The sequence below is a fragment of the Verrucosispora sp. WMMD703 genome (assembly GCF_049178935.1).
Lineage (GTDB): Bacteria > Actinomycetota > Actinomycetes > Mycobacteriales > Micromonosporaceae > Micromonospora > Micromonospora sediminimaris.
In genome coordinates, this window is the sequence record NZ_JBMHMM010000004.1 from 3,661,510 (window position 1) to 3,675,765 (window position 14,256).

Consider the following 14,256-nt stretch of genomic DNA (forward strand, 5'->3'; position numbering starts at 1 on the left):
TTCGCGTCGCCGGACGGCAGCTGACCCACAGTCGCCGACCTAGCGTTCGTAGCGCAACGGACCGACCGCGCCCGGACGGGCGCCGAACCGGTAGGAGGACCGGTGTCTCGCAGCAGACTGACCTGGCTCGGCCTGATCGCGCTGACCTGGGCGGCGATGATGTCGTTCGGCGGCGTGGCGGCCGAGACCGTGATGCTCTACCCGAACATCTTCCACGACGCCCCGGCATCGCTGGAGCGCGCCCGCGACTTCCTGAGCGTCAGCGGCCCGAGCGACTACTTCCCGCCGCTGGGCGCCTCGGTGGTGCTGCTCGGCGTCGCCACCACGGTGCTCACCTGGCGAGATCGCCGACTGCGGTGGTGGGTCGCCGCCGCAACCATGGTCTTCGTCGCCTGCGAGTTCCTCTTCTCGGTCGTCTTCTTCTGGCCCCGCAACGAGATCATGTTCGTCGACCCGGTGGGCACCCACTCACCGCAGTACCTGCGCCAGGTGGCGGAGGAGTTCGTCGCCGGGCACCGGGTGCGGGTCGCCGGTGGCGCGGTGACCGCCGCGCTGGCCTTCACCGCTCTGCTGCGCTGGGCCCGTAACGTCGCTGGAGAGCAGGGGCCCCGCGCCACGGTCACACCTGGTAGAAGCGACGGTAGCGGCGGATGAGCCGCCACTGCACGAGCACCGCCGCGACGGTCAGCAGCATCATCACCAGAGTCGCCGCCGCCGCGTAGCCGTACCGCAGGTACTCGAATCCGGTCTGGTAGACGAAGAGCGACAGGTAGGTGGTGGCGTACGGCGGGGGGCCGCCGTCGGTCACCACGAACGCCGGCACGAAGGTGAAGTGCAGGCTGGCCACGGCGTCGCGGACCGCCAGCAGGGCGAGCACCGGAGCCATCAGCGGCAGGGTGATCCGGCGGAAGACGTCCCAGCCGGTGGCGTCCTCGATGGCGGCCATCTCGTACACGTCGCGGGGCAGCGCCCGCCGGGCGGCCAGCAGCACCACGAAGGTCTCCCCCATGGTGAACAGGCTCATCAGGATGATCCCGGCGCGGGCGCTTGTCGGGTCGGTCAACCACTGCGGCGGGGTACGGCCCAGCACGGTCAGCCCGTTCTCCCCGCCCACCCGCAGCAGTTGGTTGATCGGCCCGTACAGCGGGTTGAACAGCCAGAGCCAGAGCAGCCCGTACGCGATCTCCGGTACGGCTGTGGGCAGCAGCGTGGCGGTGCGGGCAGTGCCGACGCCGGCCGCCCGGCGGTGCAGCAGCAGCGCCAGTCCCAGCGCCAGCAGCACCCGCAGCGGCACGGCCACCAGCGCGAAGACCACCGAGTTGAGCAGCGCCACCCGGAAGATCGGGTCGTCCAGCAGGGCGGCGAAGTTGTCCAGCCCGGCCCAGGTCGGCGGACGCAGCAGGTCGTAGTCGGTGACCGACATGCCGAGCGTGACCAGGGCCGGCACCAGCACCAAACCGACCAGCCCGATCAGGTACGGCGTCAGCATCAACGCCAGCTGCCGCCGCGCCCTGGTGTCCGGGCTGCGCACCGGCCGGGCCGCCCGCCGGCCCGGCGCCGCACCACTGGCGCTCACGGCTGGTACCGGCGACCGGTGGCGGCGTGGAACAGGTGCGTGTCCGCCCACCGTACGTCGAGGCGTACCGTCGCGCCCCGGTCGGGCCGGCGGGCCGCCGGCACCCGGGCGACCACCTGTTGTCCGGCGGCGAGGCGGAGGTACGCGAAGGCGTCCTCGCCGATCACCTCGACCCGGTCGACGGTGGCGGGGGTGCCCTCGGTCGAGTCGAGCGCCACGGCCTCCGGTCGGAACCCGATCTCCAGCAGTGCCTCGTCCGTGAGCGTGGGCGCGTCGCCTCGCGGTCGCAGCGGGCCGTCCGCCGGCAGCAGGTTCATCGCCGGTGAGCCGACGAACCGGGCCACGAAGCTGCTCGCCGGGGTGCGCCAGATCTCGTCCGGGGTGCCCACCTGCTCGACCCGTCCGTCGCGCAGCACCGCCATCCGGTCGGCGAGCACCAGCGCCTCGGTCTGGTCGTGGGTGACGTGCACCATTGTCGCCCCGATCCGGTCGTGCAGGGCCCGCAGTTCGGTCCGCATCTCGGCGCGCAACGCCAAATCCAGGTTGGACAGCGGCTCGTCGAGCAGGAACACGTCCGGTTCGCGGACCAGCGCCCGGGCCAGGGCGACCCGTTGACGTTCCCCACCGGAGAGCTGCCCGGGCCGGCGGTCGAGCAGCCCGGCGCAGCCCACCGTCTCAGCCGCCACCCGGGCCCGTTCACGCGCCAGCCGGCGCGGAATGTCGCGGACCTCCAGCCCGAAGGCGATGTTCTCGACCACGGTCAGGTGCGGAAACAGGGCGTACGACTGGAAGACCATCGACACGTTGCGGCGGCCGGGTCGCTCCTCGGTGACGTCGCGGCCGGCGATGCGGACCCGACCGGCGGTGACCGGTTCCAGCCCGGCGACCACCCGCAGCACCGTCGACTTGCCGGCGCCGGAGGGGCCGAGCACCACCAACAGCTCACCCCGGGCGACGCTGAGGTCCACCTCGTGCAGCACGGTGGTGTCGCGGTAGGCGGCACTGACCCCGTCGAGGACGAGCCCGTCGCTCACCCGTTCTCTCCCCGGGCGAACATCGGCCGGCTCTTGGCGTCCAGCTCGCGGATCACGTCGTCGAGCTTGTCGCCCCGATGCATGGCGTTCTCCAGGATGCCGTAGCTGAGGTCCTCGATCTCGGGCCAGGTGGAGACGGTCGGCAGGGCCCGGACGGTGGGGATGGCGTCGAGGAAGACCTGCGAGTTACGGGGCGGCTGATCCGGGTCCAGGAACGCGGGTGAGCGGGACACCTCCATGTGCGACGGCACGGTACGCCCGGTCGCGGCGATGATCCGCTGTCCCTCCTCAGACATCGCGTACTCCATGAACCGCCACGCGGCGTCCTTGTTCCGTGACCCGCGGGTCATGCAGTACGCGTCGGAATGCAGCACCCCCACCGGCTGCCGGTAGACCGGCAACGGTGCGACATCCCACTCGAAGCCGGTGATGGTGCGGAAGTTGGTGGTGGCTCGGCGGGAGGTCATCAGCATGGCGAGCCGGCCGTTGAGGAAGCGTGACTCGTCGTCCTCCGCCTCCACCTCGGCGTCGCTGGGCACCACCCCGTACGCCTGCCGCAGGTCGATCAGGTTCCGCAGCGCCTCGCGGGCGGCCGGGCTGTCCAGGGTGAGCCGGGTCGGCCGCTCGGGGTTGTCGACGATCTCACCGCCATTGGACCAGACCAGCGGGGCCAGCCGGATGATCGACGGCTCCACGCCGAGCCCGTGCACGGCGGGCAGCCGAGCCGCTCCCTCGGCCTCGGTGCCCTTGATCACCAGCCCCCGGTCGTCGCGGGTCATCAGGGTGGCGGTGGTGACCAGGTCGTTCCAGGTCCAGCCGGCCGTCGGCTCGGGCACCCCGTACTCGGTGAACAGGGTGCGGTTGTAGTAGACGGCGAGGCTGGAGACGTTCTGCGGCAGGCACAGTTGGGCGTCGTCCCACCGGAACGCCTCCATCGCCACCGGGTAGTAGTCGGCCGGGTCGAGCACCGAGGAGCCGGCGATCCGCTCGTCCAGCGGCTCCACCACCCCCTTGGCCGCGAACTGGCCGTAGAAGCGGTAGTTCATCAGGAACAGGTCCGGTGGTGCGCCGCCGGCCACCGAGGTGGCGAGTCGGGCCAGCAGGTCCTTGCGGTCGCTGGCCTCGATCAGCTGGATCCGCTCGCCGGACCGGGCCTGCTGGTACGCCTCGATCAGGGTGCGGTACGCGCCGAGTTCCTCCGGGGCGCCGAACACCAGCAGCTTGACCGGATCACCTGAGGACGACCCGCCGCCGGAGCCGCAGCCGGTGAGGGCGAGCAGGGTGCTCAACGCGAGGGCGGACAGGGATCTGATTCGCACGATGGTCATCCCCCGGATCGGTCGTCGTGGTGCAGGAAACGCCGCTGCGCCAGCGCGAAGACCACAAGCGCGGGCACCGTGGCGATCACCGCCCCCGCCAGGAAGACGGGAAAGTTGGTCGGGTCCAGCAGGGACAGCGACCGCAGCGCCAGCGGCAGGGTGAACAGCTCACGGTCGTAGATGTAGATCAGCGGGTCGAGAAAGTTCGACCAGGTCAGCACGAAGGTCAGCGCGGTCAGCCCGGCGGTCACCGGGCGCACCAGCGGCAGCGCGACCCGCCACCAGGTCCGCAGCGGTGACAGGTCCTCCACCAGGCAGGCGTCGTACAGGTCGGCCGGCAGGGCCCGGAAGGCCAGGTAGTAGACCAGCACGTAGAGCGGCGAGGTGCCAAGCAGCGCCGGGGCGATCAGAGGTACGAGGGTGTCGGTCAGCCCGAGCAGCCGGAAGATCGCAAAGCGGGGCACCAGCAGGGCGGTCGCCGGCACCATCAGCGCGACAAGCGAGGCGGCCACCACCACGGCGGTGACGCGCGGCGCGATTCTGGCCAACGCGAAGCCGGCAAGTGCGGCGACCAGCACGCTCAGCGGCACCGCCACCACGGCGACGAGCAGCGAGTTGAGCGAGGCGCGCAGCAGGCCGCCGAGGTCGAGGGCGCGCTCGTAGCCGGTCGTGGAGAGCGGTTCGGGCACCAGCTGCGGCGTCGGGGACGGTGGCAGGCCGGGCTCGGTGAGGGAGCCGGAGACCAACAGCAGCAGGGGCGGAACGAAAACCAAGAGGACGAAGACCGCGCCGAGCGTACGCCACAGCCGGGCGGCCCGTTCGGGCAGCGGTGAGGGGCCGCGAGCGCGACCCCTCACCAATGTTGTGCCGATGATCGTGTTCCTTACTTCAAGGTCATTTTCCAGGCGCCGAGACCGTGCGAGGCAGCGTAGAGGATCCGCTCGCCGGGCACGATGGTCAGGCCGGCCACCTCGACGTTCGGCATGCCGCGAGCCGCCTTGGTCCAGGACTTCTTGCCCTTGGGCAGCAGCAGCACCCCGAAGTCGGTGGAGGCGTACAGGTCGCCGGTGACGTCGTCGCGGACCAGGTCGGTGATCGGCTGGTCCCCGAAGTCGTACGACCTGTCGCTCCAGGTCGCCCCGTCGGCCGTGGCCGTCACCTCGAAGGCGTGGCCGGGGGTGGTCGGCGTGTTGGAGCCGTACCCGCTGTAGGAGATCCACGCCCGGGCCGGATCGGCCGGGTCGATGTGGATGCTGGTGACGAAGCGATTCGGCGTGGCGGCGGTGTCCACCCGGGTCCAGGTCACCGCGGCGGCCGGTTCCGCGTCGACGTTGCGGCTGACGAAGACCCGGCCGGTGCTGGTGGCCGCCCAGGCGGTGGAGCTGTCGGAGTCGACCCGCTGGATGACCGACACCGCGCCGCCGGCCCGGTCGCCCCAGCCGGTACCGGTCAGGTTGGTGGTGCCCAGCGGCTCCCAGTCACCGCAGTCCTCCTCGTAGGTGCCGGTCCAGGAGTTGCAGATCCGGTCGGCCTCGGCCAGGCTGCGGTCGCCCAGGCCGAAGGTCTTGGTGCGGTACGCGGACAGTCCGGTGCCGGCGAACATGGTGCCGCTGACCTTCGGGTCGCTGATCACCGGGGCGTAGAACAGGCTGCCCGGCTGACCGTAGATCGGGTCGGCGGTCCAGATCCAGCTCGCGATGTCACCGTTGGCGAAGCTCACCTCGGGCGAGACGTCGTAGTAGGTGTGGAACCGGAACTCGGGACGGGCGACGTCCCAGCCGGAGGCCCCGCCGTCACCGATCATCGTGTTGACCCAGCGCTGCCGCTGGCCCTTGTTCTCCCAGGTGCCGTTGTCCTGGGTACCGCCCTGCAACAGGTTCACGTCGTGCGGGCTGGCCGAGAGGCTGATGAACTGCAGGGTGTTCATGCCCTTGTTGACGCCGTCCAGCTTCGACGGGATCTTCGACAGCATCTGCCGGCAGCGGTCCTGCTGGCCCGGCTTGGTCAGGTTGCGGTCCGGGTTGTCGCACCACGACGAGCGGTCGACGAACTCACCGCTGGAGCGCATCACGCCGCCGTCGCTGGCCTCGAAGAACTGGTACGGGTTGCGCGGGTTGGTGACCAGGTCGTGCTGGTCGGGGTGCAGGCCGTTGGGGTGCAACTCGTCGGTGCCGTCGTAGGTCATGTCGGTGCCGCTGACCCCGGCGTCGGTGGAGAGGATCACGGCCCGCTTGTTGGCCACCGTCTCGCCGTACACGTAGGAGCCGCCGGTGTAGACGATGTCGGGGTGCCCCGCCGGGGTGTGCACGAACACGTCGTACCAGCACTGGCCGGTGCACTGGTTGTAGGTGGCGAAGCCCGGATCGGCCGGGTTGGAGCTGGTCAGGTCGGTGAACGTCGGCGATCCGGCGGCCACGTCGTCGCTGCGGAACAGCCGCGAGTACGGGGTGCCCGTGTTGCCCTCGTAGACGTACATCCGGGTCTTGCCGCCGGGCAGGGCGGTCACGTCGATCGCCGGCCGGGTCTGGAACATCGCGGCGTTCAGCGACGGCTTGATCTGCGTCCAGGTCGCCCCGGCGTCGGACGAGCGCCACACCCCCCGGGCGTACGAGCTGGCGTAGACGATGTTGGCGTCGCGCGGGTCGAGCTTGACCTGGCGTACGCCGCGCGGCGAGCAGGTGGCGGTGTTGTTGTACTCGGCGGCGCTGCCGGTGCAGGCGGTGGCGTCGGCCGAGCCGTTGTGGATGAACTTCCAGCTCTTGCCGCCGTTCGTGGACTTGTACAGGCCCCACTTCTCGGCGTCCGGCACCGGCCGGGTGACCCCGGTGCAGCAGGAGCTGGACATGCCGCGCAGCGCCGTGGTGGTGGCCACGTAGAGCGTCTTGGGGTCGCCGGGCTTGATGGTGATCTCACCGATGCCCTTGCCGCCGAGGACGTCCTTGCCGAGCGGGCCGGACCAGGTCAGGCCACCGTTGGTGGACCGGTACAGGCCGACGCCGGCGACACAGCCGGAGCCGCAGGTGTTGGCCTCGCCGGTGCCGACGTAGATGGTCAGGCCGGTGCGGTCGTTGCGGTCGATGGTCACCGCGCCGGCGGCGTTGATGCCCAGCGGGCCGCCCAGGTAGAACCACTTCGGTTCGGCGGCGAGGATGTTCAGGGTGCCCCAGACGCCGCCGCCGGCCGGGGTGACGTACGCCCGGCAGAGCAGCTTGGAGCAGTCGGGGCTGATGTCGATCGAGGTGACCCGACCGCCCGCGACGTACTCGTTGGGCACGTAGTTGAAGGCGTTGCGGTACTCGGTGAACGGGTAGAGCGCCTCGCTCGGGCCGATGTTTGTCCACTGCCGGCTGCCCTTGAACCGCTTGTCGGCGGCCTTGAAGGCCGACTTGGACCGGTCCAACTGGGCAATGGTGATCGCGTCCGCGGGGTAGGCCCGCTCCAGGAACGCCTGCTGGGCGGCGCCGCCCGGCCCGTCGGGGGACATTCCGCTGTCGCCCGGAACGGCGCGGCGCAGCCGCTCCAGGTGGGTGCCGAGCGCGTTGGGCATCTCCCCGCCGACCGCGACGGGTGCCGGCACCTCGGCGCCGGCGAAGTGAATTCCGACCAGACCCGTCGACGCCACCAGGGCACCGACCGCCAGGCCAACAAGAAGATGGCGACGTCTACGCTTCACGAGGGTTCCTCCGGCATGACGGCGTCACCGCAGCGCGGCATCCGGATTGGCGACCGTCGCTGGCAGCGTCCACGCAGGAATATGTCAGAGAGATCCACCCCAGGCAATAGAGCTGTCAGACGTTATCCAACCGCCGCCAGGAGGGATGGACCGGATGTCCGAGGAGGGTGGGCCGGTGTCCGAGGAGGGTGGGCCGGCCGGGGACGAGCTACGGGCCGACTGTGCCCGCTGCTTCGGCCTGTGCTGCGTCGCCCCCGCCTTCGCCGCGTCGAGCGACTTCGCGCTCGACAAGCCCGCCGGCCAGCCGTGCCGCAACCTGGGAGCGGATTTCGGCTGCACCATCCACGCCGAGCTTCGCGAACGGGGTTTTCCCGGCTGCACCGTCTTCGACTGCTTCGGCGCGGGTCAGCGGGTCGCCCAGGTCACCTTCGGCGGTCGGGACTGGCGCGAGGAGCCGCGACGCGCACGGCAGATGTTCGACGTGTTCGCGGTGATGCGCCCGCTGCACGAGCTGCTGTGGTTGCTCAGCGAGGCGCTGCGGTTGAGTCCCCCAGCCGACCTGCGGGCGGGGCTGGCAGCTGCGCTCGCGGAGACCGAGCGGTTGACCGGTGGCGACCCGGAGACGTTGCTCGCCACCGACGTCGACACGCATCGGGCGGCGGTCAACTCGCTGCTCTCGCGTACTGCCGAGCTGGCCCGCGCCCGGGGCGGAGCTGGCGCCGACCTGCGTGGCGCCACGCTGGTCGGCCGCGACCTGCGCCGCACCACCCTGCGCGGGGCGAACCTGCGGGGTGCCGCGCTGGTCGGCGCCGACCTGCGTGGCGTGGACCTGGCCCGAGCCGACCTGACCGGCGCGGACCTGCGCGGGGCCGACGTGCGCGGGGCCGACCTGTCCGGTGCTCTCTTCCTGCACCGGTCGCAGGTCGACGCTGCCCGGGGCGACCTGCGGACCCGGTTGCCGGGACGGATCAGCCGCCCGGCCCACTGGTCACACCTGCCGCTCGCCTCGCCGAGAGCGTCGCGGCGCGGCCGGCGCCGCTGACCGGTACGAGACGGCGACCCGGCGCGGCCCCGGCGCGGCGCGGCCCCGGCCCAGCCCGGCCCCGGCGCGGCCCGGTGCGATCGGTCAGCGGCGAACTGGCGCGGCGGCCTTCCGCGCCTCGTTCATGCCCTGGTTGGCCAGCGCGTCAGCCCGCTCGTTCTCCGGGTGCCCGTTGTGGCCCTTCACCCACAGCCAGGTGATCTGGTGCCGGGCGCAGGCCGCTTCCAGCCGCTGCCACAGGTCGGCGTTCTTCACCGGCTGCTTGGCGGCGGTCAGCCAACCGTTGCGTTTCCACGACGCCAGCCAGCTGGTGATGCCGTTGCGCACGTACGTGCTGTCGGTGTGCAGTTCGACGGTGACCGGGCGGGTCAGGCTCTCCAGCGCCTCGATGGCGGCGGTCAGCTCCATCCGGTTGTTGGTGGTCGGGTCCGCTTCCCCGCCGCGCAGCTCACGCTCGTGGGAGCCGTAGCGCAGCACCGCGCCCCAGCCGCCCGGGCCGGGGTTGCCGCTGCACGCCCCGTCGGTCCAGATCCGCACCACCCGGCCGGCCGTCTCGTCCACCATGGCGGCAGACCCTACCGTCCGCGGGCCCCCGGGTCGCTCGACGGGCCGTTAGGGTCGGCGGAGTGAGTGATGTCGTGACCGAAAGTCGGCTGCTGATCCGCCCGGCGGAGCCGGTTGACGCGCAGATGCTGCACCGTTTCATCGTCGAGCTGACCGAGGCCGAGCAGTATCCCGGCGAGGTGGCGGCACAGCCGGCGGACGTGGCGAACGCGCTGTTCGGCGACCGGCCGGTGGCCGAGGCGGTGGTGGCCGACATCGCCGGTGACCCGGTCGGTTTCGCGCTCTACTACCCCACCTACAGCACCGTGGCCGGCCGGCCCGGCATCCACCTCGAGGACCTGTACGTCCGGCCGGAGCATCGCGGCGACGGCGTCGGTCGGGCGTTGCTGGCCCACCTGGCGAGGCTGGCCGTGGCACGCGGTTGCGCCCGCCTGGAGTGGTGGGTGCTGCGTACCAACGATCCGGCGCTGCGCTTCTACCGACGGCTGCACGCCCGCACCGTCGACGAGATCGACGTGCTTCGGCTGGACGGCCCGCAGCTGCGGGCGCTCGCCGCCGACCACCACCGGTCCGAGGCCGACTCCGCTGTGGCTCAGTGACCTGGGGCGTCGACGTTCGGCGACTCGCTGTCGACGACGGGCGGCGGCACGGTCCACGCCGGCTGGCGCGACGGCGCGAGCCGGTCGCGTAGCCGACCGACGGCATCGGCGACGGTCGCGGTGACCATCGGTCGGAGACGGGTGGAGCGCATCACCGCCAGGTCCTCGGCCACGGTGGTGTCACCGTCGAGGAAGCGCAGCACCCGGCTGGCCGGGTTGCGCTCGAAGAGGCGGCCGAAGAACTCCGGACCGTCGACCAGGCCACCGTTCAGCGCCCGCAGCGCGACCGCATCCATCCACCGGTGCCGGTCGGGGTACGCGGACGCCGGCACCGGTGGCCGCCCGGCGGCGACGGCCCGGGCCACCTGTTCGGCCTGACGGTGCATCGCCGAAAAGGTGAAGCCGGTCGAGGGCCGGGTGGCACCGCCCGCCGTGCCGAGCCGTACCACTCGCGGCGTGGGCCGTACCACGAACGGGCCGTCGGTCATCGGGATGACGCCGTTCTCGACCTCGGCGACCGTGAGCCGGGCCGGGTCGAGACCGAGCAGGTCGCGGTATCCGGCCAGCGCCGCGTCGTACGCCGCTCCGGTCAGCAGGTGGGGTGAGAACTCGGTGTACTCGACCAGGGCGTACCGACTGTCGACGGGCAGCACGTAGCCGAACGAGACCCCCCGGGCAGGCTGCGGGGTGCGAAAGTCCATCAGGACCGCCCGCGCCGGGTCGAAGACCGGTCGGTCGGCTCTCAACCACCAGCCCCGGAAGTGCTGCAACCAGTTGGTGCGGCCGGGCCGGTGCGGTGGCCGCGGCCGGGAGTCCAGCAGCCAGCCGGCCCGCAGCAGCGGTCGACCCTCGGCGGTACGCACCAGCACCCGTTCACCATCGTCGTCGACGCTTCCGGCAGCGGCGACGATCCGGGTCACGCCCAGGCGTCGCTCCGCCGCTGCGGCCCGCTCGTAGATCGGGCCGGAGCGCAGCATCGCGTACCGCAGCGGAGTCAGATCCAGGGCGTGCTGCGTGTCGGGCGTGACCACCTCGACGCGTGACCAGCTGGCGCTTAGCAACTCGTCCAGGTCATTGCCGGGCCGGCCCCAGAACGCCCAGGTGCGGTCCTGCCCACGTCGGTGCACCGGATCGACGACCGCGATCCGCACGTCGCGTACGCGGTGCCGAGCCAACGCGGCCAGCACCAGCGACGCCGCCCCACCCCCGCCCACCAGGGCGAGATCGACGTCAACCGGCGGGGAGTCCATCCGATCACGCTGCCACATCCGCAGGCCGGTCGGATGCGCAGGGGGCGGTGCCGACTTCTTGGGCCGGTCCTCGAACGCCGCAAAGCCCGCTGACCGGCACCCGGGGTGTCGGGTGCCGGCCAGCGGCTTTCTGCTCCCCCTGTGGAGGAATGTCTTCGGTTGTTGTCTGACCGTGGTGGGGGTCAGCTGGTCCAGTGCTCGGCGACGAGGTCGGCGGCCTGCTGCTCCCACTGGGCGTAGTGGTCCGGGTAGGCCGACACCTGCACGGTCTGCGCTGCCTGGGTGAGGGGCATGTCCTGCCAGCCGTCGACCTGCTTCAACCCCTTCAGGAACGCCAGGGTCGAGTACTCGGGGTCGGTGATCTGCTCCACCGTGCCCCAACCCGACGACGGGCGCTGCTGGAACAGGCCCTGCGAGTCGTGGTCGTTGCGGTCACCCAGGTGACCCAGGTTCTCCAACTTCGACTCCTGCAACGCCGTGGCGATCGACACGACCGCGGCCCGCTCGTCCATCCCGGCCTTCTTCGTCGCCGCGATGATCGCCTTCACATTGCCGACCTGCTCATCGTTCAACTCGATCATCGACTGGTTGGCCGGGGCGCCGTGCGGCAACAGCTTACCCATGTCCGGCTTGTCAGCCCGCACATCGGCCTGCACCGCCGCGACCGGGACGGTCTTCACCGGGGTGACATCGGCGTGAGCGGCCACCGGACCAGCGAACAGACCACCGGTGAACGCCACACCCGCGATACCCAGCACGCTCTTCCGCAGCATCGAGTTCATGACAAAGCTCCAATCGGGGGTCAACGCACACAATCCGCCGGGGGACAGCAGACACGCGCACGCAAGCACCAGCACAAAAGGCGCTCAAAACAGAAGGGGGAAAGGATCTCCGGGACGCGGGGCCCGAGGGGCCGCTCCGCATCGCCGCGACCATGTCCAACGACCGCCGGCCCGCCATCATTCCCGGGGCCACCCGCCGTGGCGGGCAGTCTTTCACGGCCGTTCGCGAGTGTTCAACGACCGGCCGGTCCCCACCATTCCCCAACCCCCTCCCCCGGAACCCGACACCCCACCCCAAACCCCCCGGGACCATTGGGAGGGCGCTCGCAGGCTGGGGCGCGGGTGTAGGCCACCTGGGCATCGCGCCCACAACCCCAGCAGCCGGACACGGCGTACCCCGACCGCCCCTTCCGCGACGCCTACGGCGTCCGGGAGAACACCGGACGGCAACGAGGATTTCTCATTTTCACCGGATCGAGTCTCAAGGCCACCTAGTGTTGGGCACACCGGTGCTAGTCACGGAGTTGGCCACCCGAACGACGTCCCACGCAGTCAGCGGACGAAAAGTGAGGGAAGACGCGTATGAAGGCAAGAAGAGTTCTCATACCGGCGGCAGGTGGCATCGCTCTCGGCGCGCTGTTGCTGCCCGGCACCGCGCTGGCCGACACGACCGTGTCGCCGTCCACCACGCCGGTCGGCGGAACCGTCGTACTGACCGCGACGGGCTGCAACCCGAAATCAGGCGACGCGATCTTCCGCGTCACCGGGCCTGACCGCGACCAGAACGTTCGCTCCACCACGGCAGCCGCCGGTGGCGGGTTGAGCGCGGAGTTGTTCACCGCCGGTTTCACCCTCGGCACCTACACGGTCTCCGCCACCTGCGGCGACGGTACGGCCGACGGCAGTGCGACCTTCACGGTCACCCCGATCGGCGGTGCCGAGGCCGGCGGCCGTGACGACGACGGTGCCGGGACCCTGGCCACCGGCGCCACCCTGTTGGCCACCGCGCTCGGCGGTGCCGTCATTCTGGCCCGGCGGCGTCGCCACGCCGTCACCGCCGCGACCCACTGATCCACGACTCACCCCATCCCATCCTGCGACGGGTGCCCGCACCGTGCTCGACGGTGCGGGCACCCGAGGTGGCACCGGCAGACGAAGATCCCACGCCCCTCGCGGGCACCGCGAACGGAGGTTCCCGTGCGGGCGTACCAGGTGATCCGGTTACTGATCGCGGCGCTCGCGGTGGCCGGCCTCGCGCTGGTCGGCACGGGTCTGACGCGGCTACCGGCGCGACCACCGCAACCCGACGGCGCGACGGCGCCGCACCGGACGGTTCCGGCACCGCACCTGTCGCCGCTGCCCCGGGCCGACCCTGTGGAGGTTCGCATCCCCGCCGTCGGCATCCGCGCACCGCTGATCTCCGTCGCCGCCGACGCCGCCGGGGCGCTGGAGGTGCCACCGCTGGACCGCCCGGGTGTCGCGGGCTGGTACCGGCCCGGAGTCAGCCCCGGCGAGACCGGCAACGCGGTGCTGGTGGGGCACGTGGACTCCCCCGGCGGGCCAGCCGTCTTCTTCCACCTGGGACGGCTGCGTCCCGGCGACACCATCGAGATCGTCCGGACCGACGCCCGGATGGTGCGCTTCGCCGTGCACGACGTCGAGGCGTATCCGAAGGACCGGTTCCCCACGGACCTGGTCTACGGCCCGGGCGAAGCGGCCGGCCTCCGACTGATCACCTGCGGCGGTCGGTTCGACCGGGACACCGACGAGTACGTCGACAACGTGATCGTTTTCGCCACCCGGGCAGCGTGAACCCGCGTTTGACCGTCGGGGCGCCGGGAAGAACTGTCGCCCACGGCAGATTCGCAAGGAGCGACGATGGCGCAGGCAGCACGGGCCAGCAAACGGACCGGCGCGGAGAAGGGTGGCCCGCCGCCGCGGAAGGTGGCGGCGAAGAAGGCGGCCACGGCGGCGAAGCGGGCCACCGGGGCCACCGCCGCGAAGACGCCCGAGACGAAGCCCACCCCGACGAGTTCCCGCGTCGCCCGTAAGAAGGCAGTCACCGCCACCGCCACCCCGGCCCGCCGCCCCACTGCCAAGGCAACCGCGGCGAAGAAGTCCGCCCCGGTCAAGAAGGCATCCGCGAAGAAGGCGACGGCGGCGAGAGCGCCCGGCACGACGGCACCGGCGGGGAAGGCCACGGGTACGAAGCGGGCACCGACCAGGAAGACCTCCGCCTCCCAGGCCGCCGCATCCCGGTCCCGCTCGGCCGCCCCGGCACCGGCGAAGCGGGCCACCACGATGGAGTCGTTCGGCAACCGGCGGAGCCCCCGCTCGGGATCCCGCTGACCGGCGCGTCCGCAAGGCCGACGCGCCCCGGTGGCCGTGGCCGACGCCGCGACCGGAAGGATGGCGAC

At 71.5% G+C, this 14,256-nt stretch carries 14 protein-coding genes; 6 read left to right on the forward strand and 8 right to left on the reverse strand.

Features of this window, described 5'->3' with window-relative positions; all coding sequences use genetic code 11:
- The first annotated feature begins 102 nt into the window (after nucleotides 1-102).
- A complete protein-coding gene (locus tag ACN26Z_RS17315; protein ID WP_421462299.1) occupies nucleotides 103-654 on the forward strand; it encodes a DUF1772 domain-containing protein in 552 nt (183 codons plus the stop codon).
- Here ACN26Z_RS17315 and ACN26Z_RS17320 read toward each other — a convergent pair.
- The 5 genes from ACN26Z_RS17320 to ACN26Z_RS17340 all read right to left on the reverse strand — a co-directional run bounded on the left by ACN26Z_RS17320 (nucleotide 620) and on the right by ACN26Z_RS17340 (nucleotide 7,602).
- Nucleotides 620-1,489, reverse strand: coding sequence for a carbohydrate ABC transporter permease (locus ACN26Z_RS17320; protein WP_093406082.1), 870 nt, complete (start codon nucleotides 1,487-1,489; stop codon nucleotides 620-622). The genes ACN26Z_RS17315 and ACN26Z_RS17320 overlap by 35 nt on opposite strands.
- A gap of 83 nt (nucleotides 1,490-1,572) precedes the next feature.
- Nucleotides 1,573-2,610 (reverse strand): ABC transporter ATP-binding protein, encoded by a 1,038-nt coding sequence (locus tag ACN26Z_RS17325; RefSeq protein WP_421462301.1) that lies wholly within the window; start codon nucleotides 2,608-2,610, stop codon nucleotides 1,573-1,575.
- On the reverse strand, nucleotides 2,607-3,938 hold the full coding sequence (locus ACN26Z_RS17330) for an ABC transporter substrate-binding protein (protein ID WP_421462303.1): 1,332 nt from the start codon (nucleotides 3,936-3,938) through the stop codon (nucleotides 2,607-2,609). The genes ACN26Z_RS17325 and ACN26Z_RS17330 overlap by 4 nt, the downstream gene beginning before the upstream one ends.
- Nucleotides 3,935-4,786 carry a carbohydrate ABC transporter permease gene (locus ACN26Z_RS17335; protein ID WP_282238393.1) on the reverse strand — a complete coding sequence of 284 codons (852 nt, stop codon included), beginning with the start codon at nucleotides 4,784-4,786 and terminating at the stop codon, nucleotides 3,935-3,937. Before ACN26Z_RS17335 ends, ACN26Z_RS17330 begins: the two co-directional genes overlap by 4 nt.
- Nucleotides 4,787-4,812: 26 nt before the next feature.
- Entirely contained in the window at nucleotides 4,813-7,602 is a 2,790-nt protein-coding gene (locus ACN26Z_RS17340) for a WD40/YVTN/BNR-like repeat-containing protein (protein ID WP_421462306.1), read from the reverse strand.
- A 154-nt stretch (nucleotides 7,603-7,756) separates the two neighbouring features.
- On the opposite strand from ACN26Z_RS17340, the gene ACN26Z_RS17345 reads away from it, so the two are divergent.
- Nucleotides 7,757-8,644 (forward strand): pentapeptide repeat-containing protein, encoded by an 888-nt coding sequence (locus tag ACN26Z_RS17345; protein WP_421462308.1) that lies wholly within the window; start codon nucleotides 7,757-7,759, stop codon nucleotides 8,642-8,644.
- Nucleotides 8,645-8,728: 84 nt separating this feature from the next.
- On the opposite strand, the gene rnhA is transcribed toward ACN26Z_RS17345, so the two are convergent.
- The gene (gene rnhA / locus ACN26Z_RS17350; protein WP_093405601.1) at nucleotides 8,729-9,208 is read right to left on the reverse strand and encodes a ribonuclease HI; all 480 of its coding nucleotides are present in this window, start codon (nucleotides 9,206-9,208) and stop codon (nucleotides 8,729-8,731) included.
- A 62-nt stretch (nucleotides 9,209-9,270) separates the two neighbouring features.
- On the opposite strand from rnhA, the gene ACN26Z_RS17355 reads away from it, so the two are divergent.
- Nucleotides 9,271-9,807: a GNAT family N-acetyltransferase gene (locus ACN26Z_RS17355; protein ID WP_282238390.1), complete on the forward strand. Its 537-nt coding sequence runs from the start codon at nucleotides 9,271-9,273 to the stop codon at nucleotides 9,805-9,807.
- On the opposite strand, the gene ACN26Z_RS17360 is transcribed toward ACN26Z_RS17355, so the two are convergent.
- Together ACN26Z_RS17360 and ACN26Z_RS17365 are read right to left on the reverse strand one after the other, a co-directional pair.
- On the reverse strand, nucleotides 9,801-11,075 hold the full coding sequence (locus ACN26Z_RS17360; protein ID WP_282238389.1) for a lycopene cyclase family protein: 1,275 nt from the start codon (nucleotides 11,073-11,075) through the stop codon (nucleotides 9,801-9,803). The two genes, ACN26Z_RS17355 and ACN26Z_RS17360, sit on opposite strands and share 7 nt — an antisense overlap.
- A 164-nt stretch (nucleotides 11,076-11,239) precedes the next feature.
- A complete protein-coding gene (locus ACN26Z_RS17365; protein WP_421462311.1) occupies nucleotides 11,240-11,839 on the reverse strand; it encodes a hypothetical protein in 600 nt (199 codons plus the stop codon).
- A 582-nt stretch (nucleotides 11,840-12,421) separates the two neighbouring features.
- Here ACN26Z_RS17365 and ACN26Z_RS17370 point away from each other — a divergent pair.
- The 3 genes from ACN26Z_RS17370 (at nucleotide 12,422) to ACN26Z_RS17380 (ending at nucleotide 14,188) form a co-directional block, all read left to right on the forward strand.
- The gene (locus ACN26Z_RS17370; protein WP_093405611.1) at nucleotides 12,422-12,910 is read left to right on the forward strand and encodes a hypothetical protein; all 489 of its coding nucleotides are present in this window, start codon (nucleotides 12,422-12,424) and stop codon (nucleotides 12,908-12,910) included.
- Between the two features lie 126 nt (nucleotides 12,911-13,036).
- Nucleotides 13,037-13,651, forward strand: coding sequence for a class F sortase (locus ACN26Z_RS17375; RefSeq protein WP_421462313.1), 615 nt, complete (start codon nucleotides 13,037-13,039; stop codon nucleotides 13,649-13,651).
- A gap of 66 nt (nucleotides 13,652-13,717) precedes the next feature.
- The gene (locus ACN26Z_RS17380; protein WP_421462315.1) at nucleotides 13,718-14,188 is read left to right on the forward strand and encodes a hypothetical protein; all 471 of its coding nucleotides are present in this window, start codon (nucleotides 13,718-13,720) and stop codon (nucleotides 14,186-14,188) included.
- The last annotated feature ends 68 nt before the right edge of the window (nucleotides 14,189-14,256 follow it).